We start from the raw sequence: 19,510 nt of genomic DNA, 5'->3' as shown, positions 1-19,510 counted from the left end.
AAATCATTTTCCATCGTAGCTATCCCTACAAGTCTATATCCATCCTATCCATCAGCTGGCTTTTCCACGGTAAACGGAACTTCTATACGTTGACCAACCTCTGTTTCAATTACAAAGCTCCATTGACCAGGTGTTGTGTTCGTTCCCACAAACCAGTTCCATTCTATAATCCCGTCCGCGTTGGCAGAGGTCCAGCCCAAGTGCTGAGCTGTGCTTTCACCCGACTTATAAAGCACAGAAAGGTTAGCAGTCGTCCCAGGCTCAACCTTGGCCTTGATTAAATTGTACACACCCTTCACAGCAGGTTCAGGCTTAACGAGCAACTGTATGGAATGCTCCGCATCCTTGTCCCCCGTCGCATTTCCTGTACCTGCTCCTTCCCCTGTGTCGCCAATCCAAAGACGTTCCTCAGCTGCCGCCTGAAGCACAATGCTGCGATACAGAAAAGGAACCTTCATCGGCAGTTCATACGACAGTTCTACTCTAAAATAAGGGTCCTTAGTTCCTGTAAGAGCAGGTACATGTACGCTCGTTATATGAATACGGTCATATTCCAGAATGCTTTCCTCCATAAAAGGCTTTAGCATCGGCTTCAAAACAGGATCGAGTGCAGCTTCCGTAAATCGCCCCCGCAGTTCCTCCATCGGCTTTTGACCGCCCTGAACAGCGCTTTCTACCCAATCACCAATTGGAGGTGGCAACTGGGCAGCGAATTGGCTTGCATATTCACTCACAGATAACTTGGGCAGTTCATCCAGCGGTTCACGCACTGCATCTATTTTTGCGGACGCCGCCTCCACGGCTAGAGAAACTGGGTAGATTTTAGCCGAAACCTGTTTAACCGCTTCTGAAGCGGTGGTCTGCAACGCTGTAGATACCAGTGTCATCTGAACCATATAAATGAGAAAAATAATAAAAAACAGAAACATTGGCAACACCAATGACGCTTCTAAAACAATACTTCCTTGTTCACATTGCTTTTGTCCACAAACTTTCCGTAAACATCGATTAATAGGAAAAATGCGCTGTTTTCGTGACATAGTACACACTTCCCTTAATACTCTCGCCTTCTTTTGAGGCGGTCCCGAGCATCTTCATTACCCCAGGTAGAAACCACAGCCTCATCCCATTCTTGACCTCACCCGTTGCATACGTTTGCCGCTCAGCAGGATTGACATCTGTATTCAGACGGATCAGAGCCAGCATACGGGACATTTTTCGTTCATTATTGCTATGGAGCATCAGGAACAATCGCAAATGATCCTTGTATGTCATTCGAAATTTCAGAAAATCAGACAATGGCACGTCCCCCTTTTGTGCCAGCATAATCATGTCTTCTATCGCTTTTTCTACTCCATATAACAAAGCTGCCGCCAAAACGACCAACGGATTACCTTTTGAGCTGTTCTTAACCAATCCCTCCATTGTTCGAATGGCAAGTCTCATAGCAAAAATTTCCCCATAGGCGGATGCCAGATTACCCGTCGGATTATGGAACCCATACAGGATATACTCAACTTCCTGATTATTTACCTCTAGCTGATCTCCCAAAATCTGTGCAGCATTTCCCGCATTTCCACCCGATCCGGCCAAACTGCCAAAACGGCTGAAATCCACATGATGGAAGTAAGAAAGTGCGTATTCATTCTGGTAAAACTCGTCTCCCAGTTGAGTCAGTAAATTGGATGCCGATCCGTATAGACCATCCATACTATCCATAGAAGCTCCCGCTGCATCATAGGTGTCATAGGGCAAATCGGAGGAAACAGATGGACTGGATGTAGACTGGTTAAACGAAATACTTTCATTGTAATACCGCTCCAGATTTTGGAATTTTTCTGCATTTTGTTTACCCTTGGATAGAACCTCAATAATCCGATAGGCTTGTTTGAGCTTGTTTTTCGCCTCTTTTTCCATTTTCTTGCGTTCTTTGTCCGGGCCGCGTCGCGTATCCATCGTCCTGGCTTCACCGTCGAGTACATTGGCGGGTCCCGCCCAAGCATACGCATTTAAGTATTTATCTATCTCCTTGAGCGTAGAAGCGACTTCCTGCTTGAGCATGTCTGCATTCAAAAATGGATCTGTATAAAAGGATAACGTACGCATCATACTCGTTATTCTATTGTTAGCAGTATTTATAGAAGTCCGTTGCTTTTCAATTTCTGCTTCCCATTGTTCAAATTCCTTGTCTGGAATCAATAAATCCTCTGCTTTTTGCCGTGCACTTCCTACCGACGGATCTGCGTTGGAGCCTGCTCCGCTTGGAGTAGGGGCTGCTGAAACCTCATCGTAGCCTGCATTGGCCGCCCTCTGCTTATATTGGGCAATGACTTTGCGTATCTCTTCATTAATCTGCCGTGCTTCATTTAACGGTTCCTTGGCTTCCAGAAGCAGCTTATCATGTTCTTCCCCAGCTTGAACCATGATCTGACGCAGGCGATCAAGCGCTGCCCTCGCTCTACGTGCATATTTTTCCATCTGCATGATTTTAACGTCGTCCACACTCTTCTTATTGTCTTCATATACATGTACGTAATGCTTATATTGAGCGGCAATATCGGCTACAACCTCAAGCGGGTCCCATATATACTGATTGGGCATATAGGTGCCCCTCTGTTTAATAATCCGCTTGCGAACCTCTTCCATATAAGCTCCTGCCTTACGCTGCTTCTCCAGCATGTCATCCAGTTTGGCCTCTCGTCTGTCGTATAGCTTTTGCAGCCGTTTCAGCAAATCTACCGTATGAGAAGCCTCTTTCATATTTTGAGAGAGCGGCTTCAGCTTTTCGAGCACTTCAAACGTAAAATCGACAGGTGCTTTATACTTCATCTCTTCACGGATCTGCTCGTTAAATATGGCATATTTACCAAGCTCCCTTTCCATTTGCAGGGAACTAGAATCCAGCTTCATATTCATAAGCGGTAGCGTTTCTGCGCGTGCCGTACGCCGCGCGCTATCATTCAGCACTTTGACCATAATTTGTTCTCCGCCGCCTTCGCCATAAGCAAACAAACCGTACTCCTGTTGTAATGTCGGATCATAAGCAGACATCACTGAACGAACCGCCGCATGGGTCAGCCGTTCGGTCTGCACATGCAGTGCAGCAATTCTCGCGTAATCAATAAATACAGCAATAAAACCGAACATGACCGCCAAAATCAGAATTAAAAAGACCGTGACAGCACCTGATTCCCCGTCCTTTGTATTGTGACCCTTACCAAACACCCGCTTCCTCCTTCCCAGTTACATTCCTATTCCTTACTTCTCACTGACCATTTTGACCATATTGCATCAATACTTTCCCTACAACTGCCGAATCTACCTTTTCACCTGATCCTCTGCCCATAAACTTCGCACCATAATAACGGACCAACTCCACCGTACGAATCCATTCCACAGGTTCGACCACGCCTGAACTCATTTCCCCTTTCAAATCTGTCTGATCTAAAAACTGATTCAACAAAGGTACCTTCACGATCTTATTTAACTTGGTGGTCACCTTACGGTGAATCATACTGTTCTCATATGTCATCTGCCCCTGCATGCCCGCAGGCATATTATTTTCTGCATTGGACAGCTTTTGAGCAGGTAACGAGCCTCCCCCATTGCCGCCCGGAACCTGTACACTTTCCTGATTGTTGGCTCCGGTCCAGCCAAACAGGGCTCCGAGCATAACATCATCCTTCAAGCGCCAATAGAGAGAATCCCGTTGCCCCTGTGTAAATGCTCCTGTACGTGGGTCCTTGAAGCTGTTATCCCAACTGTAAGCGGCCCTTTCCGAAGCAGTAGCAGCGACCTGCACCAATATAGACTTTTGATATATGTACAGGCAAAAAAATAACATCACAAAAATGACCAGCAGTAGAATGGGAAAGACGAGGGAAGCTTCCAAGGAGAAGCTCCCGTCCTCTTTTTGTGCCAATTTGCGCAGCATTATGAATCCATAAAATCGTTACTTTTTTTATCCGCCTTTTTCAAAAGCCCTTCTACAATTTTCTTGATCTGATCCTTAAAAATAATTGCCACCGCAATCAGAATGGCAATGATCAGGATCATTTCTAACGTACCCAGACCATCCTCATCCTTGTACAATTTACGAATACTGCCTGTTACTAATGTCATCATCGTTGTATTCCTCCTACATATTCATCATCATTAAAGCCGGAGCGCCCACCAGCACAATTACCGTTAGCAAAATCAGCGCCATCGGGAATACCAGCTTAGATGAAGCCTGCTCCCCTCTTGTGCGGCTAATTGAAGTCCGCTTGCCCCATAACGTCTGGGACAACTCACGTAAAGCCATCACGAAATCGCTCCCGCCGCGCCTCATATTCAACAAAACTGTCGTCGTAAATACTGTCATTTCCTGAATACCACAACGTTTGCTCAGGTGCTCAAATGCCTGTTGAAAGGAAAAGCCGCTTTCCCATTCTGCCACCGTCTGCCTCAGTTCTCGATACAACGGATGTTCCGTATCCGCCCCTTTACGTTCCACGCAATGTAGCAATGCCCGTTGTACCGTCTCACCTGCACCTACTAAAAGCATCATTTTACTCAACAGTTCAGGCAGTTCCATTAAAATTTGCTGATCCCGCTTCTGTACTTTCCCGTGCAAATCCTTGATCAGCGCGATGGGTACCAGAAGACCAAGTCCCAATCCGAGCACCAGCCCGGTCGCATCCCCACCCAGCAAAAGCGATATTATAGCTCCACCAGCAGCCATCATATATCCGTAACCCAACATTTCTGCCAGAAAAAGCATCGTTTTTTCTCCGCTGTTACGCATACCATACAGCTTTTGCACCGAACGCTGGAGCTTGAACATTAGCAAAGGCAGTCTATGAGTAGCACGTGAAGCATGAATCATGTGTACAAATGGGACTGAAAGTCTTTGCAGCCGCAGTCCCTCCAACTTCATATGGCGAAAATGCGCATACTTAGCACCGTGCATCTGGTTCAGCACCACCCAACCTCCCACTTGCAGAACCAGCATGACCAGACAAATCAACATCACCACACCCATCTCTCCTTACACTTCAATCTTCATAATGTGGTTGATCCACACGAGACACCCACCAAGCACCAATAAACAAAAGGTTGATAAAATCATACCTGTACCGCTGTATAAGGGCATCATGTAATCACCCGCTGTCATGGTCATAAACAATACAAACAAAAAAGGCGCCGCAAACATAACCCTCGATTCAAAACGTTTCTGCGCAATCATTACACCGATCTCCTGCTGAATTTCCAGCTTCTCACCAATGACACTTGAAGCTCGTCTTACGACTTCCACCAGATCACCTCCGGTTCGTTTGCAAGCCGCAAATACATCCGCAAAATTAGTAATATCCTCCATCTGCGCCCGACGGGCCAAATCCTGCAAAGCGGTTTCTACAGGCTGTCCGATTTCGAGACAGGCGGTAATAATGTTAAATTCAAAAATCAGATCGTGATCTCCATCTGGACTAAGCAATCTCAAATCCTCTACAGCCTCACGAAAACCATTCTCCACCGACCTTCCCGCTGAAAGAGAAGACGAGAGCGAATATAAAGCCTGTTTGAATTGGATGCTTAGGGCAGACCTGCGTCTTTGCAGCAAAAATTGCCTAAAATAACGAGGCATCACCCCAGCCCCGGCAGCGCACAGCAACGATAATATCCATTGGTGATAAAATAGATAACCGATCATCGCGAACAACACGCCACTAAAGAATATGCACAGACTTTTTTGGACTGTCGATAATGTATACACCGTATAATCTGGCAGAGAAGGGGCCTCACGTGATACTTGCTTGGCCGCCGTTTTTCCTGACTTCACGCTGATACGCCTCCCCTGTGCCAGTTTTCCGGATTGATCCCGGCCATTTGCAGCTTCAAAGTATGTTGCAGACCCTCGCCACAACGTTCCAGACCTCCTACGATTCGCCCCTTGCTTTCTCCTCGCTCCTGAAACCGATAAAGGGGGTTAAGCGTCACCTCACCCTTTTCAAAACCAATCACTTCGCTAATTTCCAGCACTCGTCTGGATTTGTCGCGCATCCGTGACAGATGAACAAATATATCAATAGCCGAGCTGATCTGCTGTCGTACTACTCCAAGCGGAAGCTCTGCCCCTCCCAGCACCATCGTTTCCAGCCGGCTGACCATATCGCGGATATTATTTGCGTGGCCAGTTGACAGCGATCCATCGTGTCCTGTGTTCATCGCTTGCAGCATATCCAATGCCTCACTTCCCCGGACCTCACCCACCACAATGCGGTTGGGCCGCATACGCAGGGAGGAACGAATCAGATCACGAATTGTGATTTCTCCCTTCCCCTCGGTGTTCGCGTTCCGTGTTTCCATGGAGACCAGATTAGGGACTGTCACAATTTGCAGCTCTGCTGAATCTTCAATGGTAATAATCCGTTCAGACGGCGGGATAAATTGGGATAATGCATTCAGAAAAGTTGTTTTACCAGAACCCGTTCCTCCGCTTATAAAAATGTTGTACTTGCTACGTACCAAGTCCTTGAGCATAGCAGCGGCTTCTGCATCAAGCGCACCCATTCGTATCAAGTCATCCATCGTCATAGGACGCTCGGGAAACTTCCGTATGGTCATCGTCGGACCCTTGAGAGCAACTGGAGGCAACACAATATTTACGCGTGACCCATCCTTTAATCGGGCATCCACAATGGGGGAAGCCTCATTCACAATTCGATTCACTCCGGCTACAATCGTCTGGATTAAATCCTCCAGTCGCTCGCGGGACTCAAATTGATCGGGTATCTGCATCACCTCACCAGCCCGCTCCACAAAGATTTCCCGGTGACTGTTGATCATAATTTCCGTAACGGTCGGGTCGTCAATCAATGGCTGGAGTACATCCAGCCCACGGAAAGAGTTAAAAATCTTGCGGACAAGTGCGTGCTTCTCACGGGAAGTTAAGCCCACCAGCTCTACATCGTGTAAAATTCGATTTTCAATATGCCGTACCAGATCTGCATCCTTTACCGAAGACGTTACGTCCAGCCCGTTTCGGATATCTGCTCGCAATGCCTTAAATCGTTCCTCATTCATGTTCATCAGCCCCTTTTAAGACCAAACGGTGGCCGGATGTGTTACACTGTCCACATTCAGCAGCTCGCGGCATAGATGACGAATTTCCCGCTGATAAATCGGTGAACTTAGCAGCAGCTCACGGTGCTGCATCTGTTTCCATGAAGGTATATAGGGTAACGCTCCGTTTAGCTCCATGAAGTCACGAGGTAACGAGTTAATCATAGTTCCCATATAGCGGTTCACCACAAAGCTGGTTTTGCATATCATGTCTTCAAGCCCTTCAGGCCGCGTGGTTTCTAAAACATCCAGCCATAATCCACACTTGTGCATGCTCATTAAATCGTCTGCCAGCAGCCAAATCAGCTTATGACTAGCTTCAAGCACGGCTTGAGCCCGATCACCTTTTTCAGAATCGCCATCTACGATCACTACATCATACTGTCCACTTTCGGCAACTGTTCGAATCAGCTCTTTCGCTTCATCACAAGTCATGTCCGTCAGCTCCTTGCGATTATAGACAGGCTGAAAAGTATCCGCCTGAATTTCAGGGCGACGAACACAATAGGAAGCCATGGATAACGGAGTCTCCTCACTCCCTTCTGCCTTGAGATCATAGAGCAGCCTGGACAGCCCTTCTCCTTCTGCTCCGCTAGCACTGCCTGAACCAGTGAATAATGAGCTTGAATCCACCGTCTCCAGATTCAGATAGAATACCGAATATCCCTCATTCCCCAGCTGTTTGGACATATTGAGTGCGGCCGTTGTCTTGCCCAGTCCTCCGGAAGCTGCTACCATGCCGATAATCATCCCACCTTCCCGGCTGTTTACACTTTTCCGACCATTTGACTTCTGTCTCGCCGTTTCCAAAATAAAACCGACCAGTTCAGATAAAGGCTGATATTTTAATAAAGGCTGTCCATATTCGCTCACTTGTTCTCCCTCATGCAATACCAAACAAGGAATATCAGCAGCTTCCCTGTCTGTCCATAGATTCAAAAAGGGAGTTTCACCAACCACCACATCCGGTCTTTTCATTCCGCTGGTTTCCATCATGTATTGATGAAATGCCTCCGGTTGCGAAAAAGCCGTTATTCTCAGCCTTCTAGCGTACTCGCTTACGTGAACATAATTCAGCAGCGGCTCAATATAATCCCGACCTTCTACGGCTAATACCACTTTCACTGGAATCATAATGCTCATCCCTTCCCTAACACAACAACGCAAAAAAGCACCGTTCATCCATCCGTAAGTACATACGGTTGGTGAACGGTGCTTCCGTCACGTGCAATCTATTTACTGGTAGAATAGCATAGCGCTTATATTAGAGCAAGTATTTTTTGTGCAAGTATCTTCCAAAATCCTCGTACTAAGAGAAGGCGGGCAGTCTAGCCCCGCCTCCTACCATCTTCATCTTAGTAGAATTTGTGGTGACGACGATGACAGTCATGATGGCGATGATGGCGATGATGACGTTTCCGGCAATGACATTTCTTATCAAAATCTTCATGTTTCCGATGATCACGTTCAAATTTAGGTTTAAACTTAATGACAGTCACCTTAATGATCTTCTTAAAGACACGTTTTTTTGGCTTTGGAAAATGACAATGATGCTTACGATGTTTAAACATTTAAATTCGCCTCCATTTCTTTGAGATAGAATATACTATGGAAGCAGCGAACCATCGGTAACCAGCATATGACTATTTATGAATTTGCTGGGCTAATTAATGATCTACCTCCAGCTTAATATCCGGATCATAATCCGCCACAATTAGAACATCCATATGACGTGCTTGACGGAGAATCCTCGGCACAACCGCAGACTTACCCCAACAGCTACTTCGGGAAGACTGCCCCACGATAAGCTGCGTTCCTGAATATCCTTCCACCGGAGCAATCAAAATGTCGGCAATCTCGCGTCGGCTGGAAACAAGCCGCATCTCAAAGGTTCCCCCCAGTCGGTGGGTCAGCAACTTTAGTTGTTCCAGACGAGGGTTCAGTCTCTCGGGTATACACTCACCGACATGAGCATACGTCACAATCCACACAGCCTTTAGCCGAAAGGCGATACGAAAACCACGGCGGATCAACCTTTCAGCATTTTCGCTTAGCGTCACGCCTACGAAGATCACTTCCTCCCTGCGCCACGGTCCCCGAAGTGATTCGTGTCGATCCCAGGATTCTAGCCGCTCATCTACGTCATCTGCCAATTCCCGCAAAGCAAGTTCACGCAACGCAATCAGATTGCCCAGTTTAAAAAAGTGGCTAAGTGCCTGTTCCACCTTCGCAGGATCGTATATTTTGCCCTCACGCATACGTTGCTGCAACGATTTGGGAGCCACATCAACAAGCTGCACTTCATCGGCCAGACGCATCATATGGTCTGGAACAGTCTCTCTCACTCGTATGCCAGTAATCTGTTCTACCGCATCATTTAAGCTCTCCAGATGCTGTACATTCATTGTGGATATCACAGAGATCCCTTGTTCCAAAATGGCGAGCACATCCTCATAGCGCTTGGATCTCAGACTTCCTGGGACGTTGGTATGAGCCAGCTCATCAATTAGCACCACCTCGGGATTGCGCCTGAGAATAGCTTCGGTGTCCATTTCTTCCAAGTGTGCGCCATGACGCTCAATGGACTGACGAGGGATCATCTCCAGAGAGCCTACCTGGGCCAATGTTTCTGCTCTTCCGTGCGTTTCCAGCAATCCGATAACCACATCAATCCCGCTCTCCAGCAGATCGTTTCCCTCTCTCAGCATCGTGTATGTTTTGCCGACCCCCGGAGCAGCGCCAATGTATACCTTGAGCTTGCCTCGCAGGATTTTGGCTGCCTCAGCCTGTGCTTCCTCAACGCTCAAACGATGATACGGGTCATTCTCTTCTACCTCCTGTCTCATCGTTGGTAAAATTCGCTCACCCTCCTGCTCGGCTCGGTCCGCAATCAGCAGTAGATCCATATTTTTCATTCGTTTTAAAATCCCGTTCACCAGCGATCCTTTCATCAGCTCCTGCCACGGAGTCTGCCGAGAATGTCCCATAACAATACGGGTAACATTGTGCGTCACCGCATAATGAATCAGTTGGCGAGGCAACCTTCTGCGGGAAAAAAGCGGGATTTCTTCAAATGTTGATCCTATCTTGTCAGCCAATTGCTCAATTGAGCGCTTAAAGGCTGCTGATTCCTTGGACAGCTTGCGCTTCGAGCTGACAAAGGAGACTACTAGCATATCTCCACCCAACCGCTTGGCGACCTGTTCCCCCCTGCGTACATAAATGGACCCATTCCAATGATATTGGACAGGTACTAAAATACGCTCTGCGGCTCCTGACGCCCCGTGCAAGCCCAACTCCTCCCGGTGCCGTTCCAGCGAATCATTCACATCCTCTGCTACCAATCGCAAGGCAAGCTCACGCAATTTACCCAGATTTCCCCGGTGAAACATCTCAGGATTGGGCGTATGCATGTAGCCTTTCGCCAGCCGTTCCAAAATCATCTCCGGGGTGGCATCAATCAGACGAATTTCATCCGCCAGCTCCAGTGTATCAACCGGAACCGTATATTCCGCTTCAAAGCCTGTCAGCTGATATACCCACTCCGTAATTCCTTCGAGTTCATAAACATTGACCGTCGTAATGACACTAATCCCCTGCTCCAGCAAATACCGAATATCCTCCAGCCGTGTTGGAAATGGGGCGTCTTTGCGGTTATGATGTGCCAAATGATCCACCAGTACCACCTCGGGATTTCGTGCCACCAAAGCTTCCACATCCAGATCCTTTTGCTCCTCACCATCTTTTATCCAATGAATACTAGGCACGCGCTCCAACGTGCCGACCTGTTCCACGGTCACAGGCCGCTGCATGGTCGATACCGCACAAATCACAACATCGATACCTTCATGCTGCAGCGACCGTCCCTCATGCAGCATGTGATACGTTTTACCCGAGCCACTGACCGCACCCATGTATATTTTGAGTCTGCCTCGATGCAATTTGTTAATCGAATCCAGTATTTCCTCTGGTGATTTACGTTTGAAGCTCTCCACTTTCGTTCCTCCCCACAGCGTAGCCGCTCGTTCCGTCCATCTTATATGGTTGTAATGAATGTACTCCCGTGTCCCAATCAATTCAAGATGATCAATCAAGCTTGCCCCAAAAAAAGCCGCACAGGGTAGCATAAGCGCAAAAAAACGTGCATTCAGGTCTCCTATGCCTGAATGCACGCTATTTTGGGTAACTCATATGGGATCACTTCCTACAATCACTTGCTATATTCGCCAACGATCCCCCGTTGTTGAATTAACTTTTGCCATACCACACCATGAGACGGGGAAAAGAGAAAAGCCAAAAGCAGCAACACACCCGATACACACAGCATACATGCCGCAATAGAAGCATCCAATACACTTGCTGTGTAAAAGCCTGCGACCGAGCTGATGGCCCCAAGTCCGACACTGTATACAATCATACGGGACAACTTCTCCGTCAGCAAATAAGCGGTAAGAGGCGGTACAACGAGCATGCCAACCACCAGAATTGCGCCCACGCTCTCAAATGACGCCACCGTCGTTAATGAGACGAGACTCATCAGCAGATAATGAAAAAAAACAACTGGAATACCTAATGAAGCTGCCAAAGCGGGATCGAAGGAAGTAATTTTAAATTGCTTGAAAAAGCCCCCTATCACGAGCAAATTGATCAAAAACATCGCACCCGTAATCCACACAGCCCTCGGACCGACATCAAAGCCGGCTATCTCTAACGTATTCCACGGCACATAAGCAATTTCCCCATATAAAACGTGATCCATATCCAGATGGGCATTGGAAGCAAACACGCTGATCAGCAAAACACCGATAGCAAACAATGTCGTAAACACCACGCCAATGGCAGCATCACTTTGCAGACCGCTTTGTTGGAACAGCTGAATCAAATACACCGTTAGAAGACCCAGCACTGCCGCACCAAACATCATCCACACCGAATCTCTCGATCCGCTGATGAGAAAGGCAATGACAATCCCCGGTAGTACCGCATGACTGATTGCATCACCGATCATAGCCATTTTTCGGAGCACAAGAAAGCACCCAACGATACTACATCCCCCCGCCACTAACATTCCCGTCAAAATTACATAAAATGAACTCATAGGGCACGCTCCTCCCTTGGCTGTGTTCCGACTGTCAGCTCCAGATTTTTCCTGGCGTTCAACCGAACGATAGCCTTGGAGATCATCCCGCGCTGCGGCGCAAAAATCAAGCTCATTCCAAACACCACAGTCGCACACAACACACATAACGGTCCTGTAGGCAGATTTTGCCCCAGAGAGCTAATGAGCGTCCCACCAAGCCCCGCTATAGCACCAAACAAGCCTGATAAACACACCATGACACCCAGCTTCTCTGTCCAGTATCTTGCCGACACTGCCGGGGTAATCAGCAAGGCAGCCATCATTATGACTCCCACGGCCTGAATGCCAGCAACCACCGCAATGACAATCAATAGCATCAACAACTTATCCAGCCAACCTGCCGGAAAACCAAGTCCGCGCGCAAAGCCAGGATCAAAGCTGAGCAACTTAAATTCCTTGAAAAATAATATACATATTCCGATGAGTACCACTGAAATTACCGCCATCGTATAGACATCAGACAATACCATTGCCGCAGCTTGACCAAATAGAAATTTGTCCAATCCGCTTTGGTTTCCTGCGCCACTATGCTGAATTTCGGTCAACAACATAATGCCGAAGCCAAAAAATACCGATAGCACCGCTGCAATCGCCGAATCGCTTTTAATTCGCGAATACCGGGTTAACGCACTGATAGCAAAGGTCGCAACAATCCCTGCAATGGCGGCCCCAATCATAAATCCAAACACAGATTTTGTACCTGTGATTATAAATGCCACACATACTCCCGGCAAAGCCGCATGTGCCAAAGCATCTCCCATGAGCGACTGCTTGCGCAAATACATAAAACTGCCAATCACCCCGCTGCTTAAACCGAGCAAAATGCAGCCCAGCAAAATCCACTGCATGTTTGGATCGGTCAAAAGCGTTGCCAAGCTTGTCATACTGCTCACCTCACTCCAAGTATCGTGCCGGAATCCGGGCCTGTTTTGAGTATACTCAGACGCCCGCCATACGTACGCTGCAGATTTTCCTCGGTAAAAATATCTGTCGTCTCTCCAAACGCCATAAGATGCCTGTTCAACAGCATAACCTGATCAAAATAATCCGTGACTGTAGATAAATCATGATGAACGACAAGCACGGTTTTACCCTGCTGTTTCAGATCGTTGAGCAATGAAATAATGGCTTTTTCTGTTGCAGCGTCCACACCGACGAACGGTTCATCCATAAAATAAAGCTGAGCGTCCTGCGCGAGTGCTCTGGCTAAAAAAACACGTTGTTGCTGGCCGCCAGACAATTGACTAATCTGTCTGTCTGCATATTGGCTCATTCCAACTTTGTCCAAACTCTCCATTGCAGCCTGACGATCTGCTGCTCCCGGACGCTTAAACCAGCCCAATCTGCCATACCGTCCCATCAAAACCACATCCAATGCGTTCGTCGGAAAATCCCAATCCACCGACTCCCGCTGTGGTACATAGCCAACCTTAAGCAGCTGTTGCTTATAGGGCTTGCCGTAAACTAGCACCTCGCCCCTAAGCTTTGGAATCAATCCAAGCGTTGCCTTGATCAGTGTAGATTTCCCAGCCCCGTTCGGGCCGATAATACCAATCAGCTTGCCTTCCGGCACCTCAAAGGAAACATCGAACAAAACGGGCTTTTTTTGATATGCTACCGATAAATCACGAACGACAAGTGGTGAATGCCCCATGTATCTCTGCCTCCTTATTTAAGAGCTTTAACAATCGTATTGACGTTATGCTTGACCATTCCGATATATGTTCCATTTTCTGTGCCCTCTTCACCCATGGCATCCGAATACAGCTCGCCACCAACCTCAATTGTATGACCTTGCTGAGCGGCCCCCTGAATAACCGCATCTATGGCCTTTCTCGGAACACTAGATTCTACGAATATGGCCTTGACTTTATGCTCCACCAAATAATCTCGCAGCTTGGTCACATCTTGAGAACCCGCTTCTGATTCTGTGCTCATACCTTGAAGTCCTCTCACTTGAATGTGGTAGGCATCTCCGAAATAGCCGAAAGCATCATGTGCCGTGACAAGCACGCGCTGGGCTTCCGGTATACTGGCAATCTGCTCTCTCGTGTAATCATCCAGCTTTCGCAGCTCAGTAAGATAGGCTTCTGCGTTGGCCTTATATTCCTCCGCATGAACAGCGTCTAGCGTCGACAATTCATCTCTGACGGTTTCTACCGCAGACATCCAATTCTGTACGTTAAACCAGATATGTGGATCATGCTCAGATCCCATTTCCGGGCTACCTGCACGCAACTGATCCTGTGTGATGTTCTTGGACACGGGTATGACGGGTTTTTGCTTGCTGATTTTCTCCAGAATGTCCTGCATTTTACCTTCCAGATGCAACCCGTTATAAAAAATAACATCGGCCTGATCCAGCTTGCGCATATCTCCCTGTGAAGCCTTGTACAAATGCGGGTCAACGCCTGACTTCATAATTCCCGTGACCTCCACATGATTACCGCCGACCTTGCCGACAATGTCAGAGATCATACCGATGGTAGCCGTAGCCTTTACTTTTTGTCCCGTCTCTCTCGCACTTCCCTGCTCTTTCTTCTTAGCATCGGTACATGCAGTCGCTAGAACCAGAGCTAGAGACAATACTCCAACTGTCGTTACCCAGCGCGGCAAAGCCTTCTTAAACTGCTTGTTCATGTTTTAAAATCCTCCTTTGAATTTCGTTTTGGGACAAACTATTTCCTTGATTCAATTATTTTTTATCAATACTATATTTTAGAGTATACACTAAAGTTTTTACCTAGGGAAACATTTTGTGAAATATAATTCTTCTTATGTATTTCGTTATACCGTTCGATTTTCGTTCTCCCAATGTGTAATATATAGAAGATATCCAATCGTTAAACCAAAGAATACATATAAAGAGGTGTAGGTCATGAAGCCAATAGGGTACAGCCCATATCGGAACAAACGTCGGCAAGTTCGGATACGAAAAATACTGCTCATTTTTATGCTGGTATGCTGTCTGCTTGCCCTAACTTCCTGTGCTCGAGGTGACATCCATGTAGATGTTCATCTCGATCAAAGTGTAGATATGGATGCGACGTTCAGCGTAAACAACCAGACACTGATGATGTTGGACAATCCCGGGGTGCTAGATCAATTAGTCAAGCGTATTCAAAGCAACAATGTAGATGTACAGCCGCTAGCTGAACAGGGAAGAAAGGGATATCAAATCAAGGGGCATTATCAAGGAGATTGGAGCACAAACAAAAAAAATCCCAGTCAGGGATTACATCTACCTGAGGGATTAGAAATAAAGCGCGCTGTGAGCCAACATTTTTTCACAACGAATATTGATCTTACCATGAAGCTCGATCTACCACGGATGCTTCCTGAAGAAGCTCAAGGACTGAGTGACAAATTTAAGCAAATGAATGTGTTTGCGCGCAAATTACTGGAGCGGCAGCTGGATCTTAACTTCAGCCTATCCTTACCCATCCAACCTGCTACCCATAATGCGGACCGTGTGTCGGAAGACGGAAAAACACTGTACTGGAACATTGCTCCATTGGAATCTAACGAGCTAAAATTGTCTGTTAACGTGCCCAATGTACGACATATCATGTATGTAGCTGTTACGAGCCTGATATTGATCGTGATCGCTGTGATCTTACTAATTCGTAGACATCGCTCCAAAAAAGAAACTTAAAAAAGAAACTAAAAAAATCGTTGTCTAATTTCTGGTGGGGGGATCAGACATTGATCCTCTTCATCCTTGCCAAACCAACGATATCGGTTACGCGCCACCCAGTTATAGACTGCGTTGCGCACAAAGCGGGGTACCAGGATGAAACCATAGGCCAGCGGGTATGGAAAACGAAGACGTTTGGCAATTCGCAAAGCCGCGGTGGACCTTGTATAATACGTACCGTCTTCAATCAGCACGAACGTATCCAGCTGATCCGCAGATAGTCCTCCTGCACGTAATAGTTCTTGTCCTGCCTCGGATTGCAGGGAACCAAAATGAAATGTTCCCTTAGGGTCACGCTTGATAATAAAGCGGACTGCTCCCTGACAAAAGTGGCATACCCCATCCACCAACACAATGGAGTAATCTGAATGAGCATGATCAGACTGGTTCATATAGCATTTCACCTCCAGGAAATCAACGGCATGAATACCATCAACGCAACCATATGAATATAAACAAAAAAACGCCGAAAGTATCCGACGCTTGTTTAGAAATGTATAGTCTTTACCTGTTCGAAAAACTAGCTCAATGCTTTCTCAAACAGCTGTTTCGTATTAATTTGCTCTAAAAACTCCTCATGGAACTTATCCATACACTTGCAGATAAAATCCTTATGGCATACCGGGCAAGGCGTCGTTAGCAGTCGACTAATATTCGTCAAGGTCCACTCCGGATGACGTTGAGAAAAAACGCGGCACTCCGTTCCATCGGCCAAACTCATTTTAAACTCATAAAGCCCTTCTTTTTCGTTGCTGCCAGCCAGCGTGAAATTAACAATATTCGGTCTGTAAGACATCATATCACCCGTATTTTTCAAATTTGTTTCGTACCTGATGACCAGAATCACCTAAGCCATCTTAATGAATTTTGGCGATGATGTCAAATGGTCGTGAATCTCAGCGAATCAAGATCTATGTGCAAAAGCCCCCGATAAATCGGCGGCCAGAGTGTAGAAGTTATAGAAATGCAGTCAAATGACATTAAGCTCGACATCAATGTTACCGCGTGTTGCTTTGGAGTACGGACAAAAATCATGCGCTTGGCGTGCCAAATCTTCGGCCAGGGCGCGTTCAATACCGGGTATTTTCACATCCAGACGTACCGCCAGCTGGAAGCCGCCATCGCTTGGATCCTTGCCGATAGATACGTGGCTAGTGACCTCAACATTGTCCACCTTCACCTTAGCCTTCCGGGCCACATTAGCCAATGCGCTCTCATAGCAGGCACCATAGCCTGCCGCAAACAATTGCTCTGGATTCGTAGCTTCTCCACCTGCGCCACCCAGTTCCTTCGGCGTGCTGAGCTTATGCTTCAAAACTCCATCGGATGAAGCGACTGAACCGTCTCTTCCACCATGTACCGTTGCTGATGCTGTGTATAATGCTTCCATGATTTCATCTCTCCTTCACTATATTTTTTGCATTCCGCAGGAACCTATCGTCATGTTAATACATGATTTCCTTCTCGTATGTACTTTAAACGAACTACATAAAATGAATCATTTGAAATATGGATGTAAACTAGTACATTTACCGTTTAGTTCCACCCCACCATGTTTACACTATATGTTATAGGTCCCTACTTGGGCCGTCTACATTGAACAACCATCTCCACCAGTCGTTTAATTTTCGGGGACGGAATAAGGTAAGACCATTTTATGGTCCTACCCATTCGATGGGATAACTCTGTCGCACGTGAGAAGGAAATTCACAAAATATGGAACGGGCCTTCACCCGGTAGATGGACAACAATTTAAAAAATCCAAAACGACCAAGCCGCTCCCCTCAGAGCGATATAGCTTGGTTTTTCTATGGTTCAGCTTATACGATGGCCATATTGCTTCAAAAATACGATTAACTTGCTTGACCACACAAAAGTTGTACTAGACAAAAACTATTGGGAGTGTACAATAGGGATAACACAATCGTTATGTCACTAATAATATATTTCAACATCCATAAAGAAGGTGAAGCGTATGAAAAATACAAAGGGTAACTTCGCGGAAATCGCTTCACTGTCGGAAGTGAATCGTTCCTTGAGCGTCCCAAAAGACGGGACCTGGTTTCGGAAGTTTCTTGCCTTTGCTGGACCCGGCTATATGGTCGCAGTCGGCTATATGGACCCCGGCAACTGGGCTACAGACATCGCCGGCGGATCAAAATTCGGCTACACGCTGCTTAGTGTCATTCTAATCTCCAACCTAATGGCCATCCTGCTGCAAGCCTTATCTGGCAAGCTTGGCATTGCCACAGGTAAAGATTTGGCTCAAATGTGCCGTGATGCCTACAGTCGTCCTGTCGCGATCGGCTTATGGCTCTTGTGCGAAATTGCCATAGCAGCCATGGATTTAGCCGAGGTCATCGGTTCAGCCATTGCGCTGAAGTTGCTGTTTGGTCTACCGTTACTATACGGAGTTATCATTACCGCATTTGATGTTATGCTCATTTTACTGCTGCAAAACAAAGGCTTTCGGGCATTGGAAACCCTCGTCATTGTACTGATGGCGACGATTGCCGGCTGTTTTGGCATTAATCTCATTTTGGCACAACCGGAATGGGGCGGCGTATTGGGTGGCTTTGTACCAGACTCGCAAATTTTGACGAATCCAAGCATGCTGTATATTGCTATCGGTATTATGGGTGCTACCGTAATGCCGCATAACCTGTATCTGCATTCTTCTATTGTACAAACTCGCAAATTTGAGCAGACTTCAGCAGGTAAACGGGAAGCTATTACATTTGCAACTTGGGATTCCAGTATAGCGCTGATGTTCGCATTATTTATTAATGCCGCCATCTTGATCGTGGCAGCTGCTGTATTCCATACGGCAGGAAGAACAGATGTAGCCGAAATTAGCGATGCCTACTATCTGCTTTCGCCCCTACTGGGAACCACACTGGCGAGCATACTATTTGGGGTAGCGTTACTCGCCTCAGGGCAAAATTCAACCGTAACAGGCACTTTAGCCGGGCAAATCGTGATGGAGGGCTTTTTGAATCTTCGTCTTTCACCTTGGTTGCGTCGTCTGGTGACCCGCCTCATCGCGATCATTCCAGCGGTCATCGTCACTGCCATCGCAGGTGAAAAAGGTGCGGAGGAACTGCTTGTGCTGAGCCAGGTCATCCTGTCCATCCAGCTTCCCTTTGCCATCATTCCATTACTGCTCTTTACCAGCGACAAAAAGATTATGGGCGAATTCGCAAATAAAATGTGGCAAAAAGTACTAACCTGGCTCGTGACCGCAGTCATTATCATCTTGAATGTAGTACTCATCATCCAAACGATTTCAGGTTGAACAATAATGCTTACAGACGCCTAGCTACACCCAAAACAGGAGATATCCAAAACGCCATAAAAGGCGTAGTGATATCTCTTTTCTTTATGCTTAGCTCCGCATTCTTTTCCACAAATCTAACATCAAGCATGCTCTCATGATCTCCTTACCCGACACGGATCGAATATTCCCGAGTTGTAGAGCGCTCCCCTTACTTACGAACCTGTTCGTATTGCTTTTCAAAAGCTCTTTTTAACTTCAAAAGTCATATTACCAATTTTCAATTGTATGTCTA

The 19,510-nt window shown here is 46.8% G+C and carries 19 protein-coding genes; 2 read left to right on the top strand and 17 right to left on the bottom strand.

Going from position 1 to position 19,510, the window contains the following annotated elements:
• Positions 1-44: 44 nt before the first annotated feature.
• The 14 genes from ACYCS5_RS21625 to ACYCS5_RS21560 all read right to left on the bottom strand — a co-directional run bounded on the left by ACYCS5_RS21625 (position 45) and on the right by ACYCS5_RS21560 (position 14,884).
• Positions 45-1,040, bottom strand: a complete 996-nt coding sequence (locus ACYCS5_RS21625; RefSeq protein ID WP_029516369.1) for a TadE/TadG family type IV pilus assembly protein — start codon at positions 1,038-1,040, stop codon at positions 45-47.
• On the bottom strand, positions 1,009-3,225 hold the full coding sequence (locus ACYCS5_RS21620; RefSeq protein WP_459760099.1) for a hypothetical protein: 2,217 nt from the start codon (positions 3,223-3,225) through the stop codon (positions 1,009-1,011). Before ACYCS5_RS21620 ends, ACYCS5_RS21625 begins: the two co-directional genes overlap by 32 nt.
• A 40-nt stretch (positions 3,226-3,265) precedes the next feature.
• Positions 3,266-3,934 (bottom strand): TadE family protein, encoded by a 669-nt coding sequence (locus tag ACYCS5_RS21615; RefSeq protein ID WP_340954780.1) that lies wholly within the window; start codon positions 3,932-3,934, stop codon positions 3,266-3,268.
• Positions 3,934-4,125 carry a Flp1 family type IVb pilin gene (locus ACYCS5_RS21610; protein ID WP_013309278.1) on the bottom strand — a complete coding sequence of 64 codons (192 nt, stop codon included), beginning with the start codon at positions 4,123-4,125 and terminating at the stop codon, positions 3,934-3,936. Before ACYCS5_RS21610 ends, ACYCS5_RS21615 begins: the two co-directional genes overlap by 1 nt.
• A 13-nt stretch (positions 4,126-4,138) precedes the next feature.
• Positions 4,139-5,023, bottom strand: a complete 885-nt coding sequence (locus ACYCS5_RS21605; RefSeq protein WP_080658600.1) for a type II secretion system F family protein — start codon at positions 5,021-5,023, stop codon at positions 4,139-4,141.
• A gap of 6 nt (positions 5,024-5,029) precedes the next feature.
• The gene (locus tag ACYCS5_RS21600) at positions 5,030-5,821 is read right to left on the bottom strand and encodes a type II secretion system F family protein (protein ID WP_318626876.1); all 792 of its coding nucleotides are present in this window, start codon (positions 5,819-5,821) and stop codon (positions 5,030-5,032) included.
• Positions 5,818-7,065, bottom strand: coding sequence for a CpaF family protein (locus tag ACYCS5_RS21595; protein WP_459760098.1), 1,248 nt, complete (start codon positions 7,063-7,065; stop codon positions 5,818-5,820). Before ACYCS5_RS21595 ends, ACYCS5_RS21600 begins: the two co-directional genes overlap by 4 nt.
• A gap of 15 nt (positions 7,066-7,080) precedes the next feature.
• Positions 7,081-8,238 (bottom strand): P-loop NTPase family protein, encoded by a 1,158-nt coding sequence (locus ACYCS5_RS21590; protein WP_459761333.1) that lies wholly within the window; start codon positions 8,236-8,238, stop codon positions 7,081-7,083.
• Positions 8,239-8,413: 175 nt separating this feature from the next.
• A complete protein-coding gene (locus ACYCS5_RS21585) occupies positions 8,414-8,569 on the bottom strand; it encodes a hypothetical protein (RefSeq protein WP_161626988.1) in 156 nt (51 codons plus the stop codon).
• Between the two features lie 202 nt (positions 8,570-8,771).
• Entirely contained in the window at positions 8,772-11,099 is a 2,328-nt protein-coding gene (locus ACYCS5_RS21580; RefSeq protein WP_165145395.1) for a histidine kinase, read from the bottom strand.
• A 215-nt stretch (positions 11,100-11,314) separates the two neighbouring features.
• Positions 11,315-12,202, bottom strand: a complete 888-nt coding sequence (locus ACYCS5_RS21575) for a metal ABC transporter permease (RefSeq protein WP_459760097.1) — start codon at positions 12,200-12,202, stop codon at positions 11,315-11,317.
• Complete coding sequence (locus ACYCS5_RS21570; RefSeq protein ID WP_342425828.1) at positions 12,199-13,128, bottom strand: metal ABC transporter permease; 930 nt, start codon at positions 13,126-13,128, stop codon at positions 12,199-12,201. Before ACYCS5_RS21570 ends, ACYCS5_RS21575 begins: the two co-directional genes overlap by 4 nt.
• Positions 13,129-13,133: 5 nt before the next feature.
• Complete coding sequence (locus tag ACYCS5_RS21565) at positions 13,134-13,898, bottom strand: metal ABC transporter ATP-binding protein (protein ID WP_459760096.1); 765 nt, start codon at positions 13,896-13,898, stop codon at positions 13,134-13,136.
• 14 nt (positions 13,899-13,912) lie between these two features.
• Positions 13,913-14,884 carry a metal ABC transporter solute-binding protein, Zn/Mn family gene (locus tag ACYCS5_RS21560; protein WP_340884737.1) on the bottom strand — a complete coding sequence of 324 codons (972 nt, stop codon included), beginning with the start codon at positions 14,882-14,884 and terminating at the stop codon, positions 13,913-13,915.
• A gap of 238 nt (positions 14,885-15,122) precedes the next feature.
• Between ACYCS5_RS21560 and ACYCS5_RS21555 the strand changes: the two genes are divergently transcribed.
• Positions 15,123-15,899, top strand: a complete 777-nt coding sequence (locus ACYCS5_RS21555) for a DUF3153 domain-containing protein (RefSeq protein WP_049816931.1) — start codon at positions 15,123-15,125, stop codon at positions 15,897-15,899.
• A gap of 8 nt (positions 15,900-15,907) precedes the next feature.
• On the opposite strand, the gene ACYCS5_RS21550 is transcribed toward ACYCS5_RS21555, so the two are convergent.
• The 3 genes from ACYCS5_RS21550 to ACYCS5_RS21540 form a co-directional block, all read right to left on the bottom strand.
• Positions 15,908-16,333: a thiol-disulfide oxidoreductase DCC family protein gene (locus ACYCS5_RS21550; protein ID WP_340884734.1), complete on the bottom strand. Its 426-nt coding sequence runs from the start codon at positions 16,331-16,333 to the stop codon at positions 15,908-15,910.
• Between the two features lie 128 nt (positions 16,334-16,461).
• On the bottom strand, positions 16,462-16,788 hold the full coding sequence (locus ACYCS5_RS21545) for a hypothetical protein (protein WP_013309265.1): 327 nt from the start codon (positions 16,786-16,788) through the stop codon (positions 16,462-16,464).
• A gap of 123 nt (positions 16,789-16,911) precedes the next feature.
• The gene (locus ACYCS5_RS21540) at positions 16,912-17,331 is read right to left on the bottom strand and encodes an organic hydroperoxide resistance protein (protein WP_029516355.1); all 420 of its coding nucleotides are present in this window, start codon (positions 17,329-17,331) and stop codon (positions 16,912-16,914) included.
• Positions 17,332-17,916: 585 nt separating this feature from the next.
• Here ACYCS5_RS21540 and ACYCS5_RS21535 point away from each other — a divergent pair.
• Complete coding sequence (locus ACYCS5_RS21535; protein ID WP_340884731.1) at positions 17,917-19,236, top strand: Nramp family divalent metal transporter; 1,320 nt, start codon at positions 17,917-17,919, stop codon at positions 19,234-19,236.
• The last annotated feature ends 274 nt before the right edge of the window (positions 19,237-19,510 follow it).

It is taken from the genome of Paenibacillus sp. SEL3, from assembly GCF_054602585.1.
The sequence above is the reverse complement of the archived record's forward strand: the minus strand, read 5'-3'. Positions and strand labels throughout refer to the sequence as shown.

Bases quoted from the DNA above. Each gene is read 5' to 3' on its own strand.
- ACYCS5_RS21555 (WP_049816931.1), top strand. From the start codon at position 15,123: ATGAAGCCAATAGGGTACAGCCCATATCGGAACAAACGTCGGCAAGTT.
- ACYCS5_RS21575 (WP_459760097.1), bottom strand. From the start codon at position 12,202: ATGAGTTCATTTTATGTAATTTTGACGGGAATGTTAGTGGCGGGGGGA.
- ACYCS5_RS21595 (WP_459760098.1), bottom strand. From the start codon at position 7,065: ATGAATGAGGAACGATTTAAGGCATTGCGAGCAGATATCCGAAACGGG.
- ACYCS5_RS21535 (WP_340884731.1), top strand. From the start codon at position 17,917: ATGAAAAATACAAAGGGTAACTTCGCGGAAATCGCTTCACTGTCGGAA.
- ACYCS5_RS21615 (WP_340954780.1), bottom strand. From the start codon at position 3,934: ATGCTGCGCAAATTGGCACAAAAAGAGGACGGGAGCTTCTCCTTGGAA.
- ACYCS5_RS21625 (WP_029516369.1), bottom strand. From the start codon at position 1,040: ATGTCACGAAAACAGCGCATTTTTCCTATTAATCGATGTTTACGGAAA.
- ACYCS5_RS21570 (WP_342425828.1), bottom strand. From the start codon at position 13,128: ATGACAAGCTTGGCAACGCTTTTGACCGATCCAAACATGCAGTGGATT.
- ACYCS5_RS21590 (WP_459761333.1), bottom strand. From the start codon at position 8,238: ATGATTCCAGTGAAAGTGGTATTAGCCGTAGAAGGTCGGGATTATATT.
- ACYCS5_RS21540 (WP_029516355.1), bottom strand. From the start codon at position 17,331: ATGGAAGCATTATACACAGCATCAGCAACGGTACATGGTGGAAGAGAC.
- ACYCS5_RS21605 (WP_080658600.1), bottom strand. From the start codon at position 5,023: ATGGGTGTGGTGATGTTGATTTGTCTGGTCATGCTGGTTCTGCAAGTG.
- ACYCS5_RS21560 (WP_340884737.1), bottom strand. From the start codon at position 14,884: ATGAACAAGCAGTTTAAGAAGGCTTTGCCGCGCTGGGTAACGACAGTT.
- ACYCS5_RS21550 (WP_340884734.1), bottom strand. From the start codon at position 16,333: ATGAACCAGTCTGATCATGCTCATTCAGATTACTCCATTGTGTTGGTG.
- ACYCS5_RS21565 (WP_459760096.1), bottom strand. From the start codon at position 13,898: ATGGGGCATTCACCACTTGTCGTTCGTGATTTATCGGTAGCATATCAA.
- ACYCS5_RS21610 (WP_013309278.1), bottom strand. From the start codon at position 4,125: ATGATGACATTAGTAACAGGCAGTATTCGTAAATTGTACAAGGATGAG.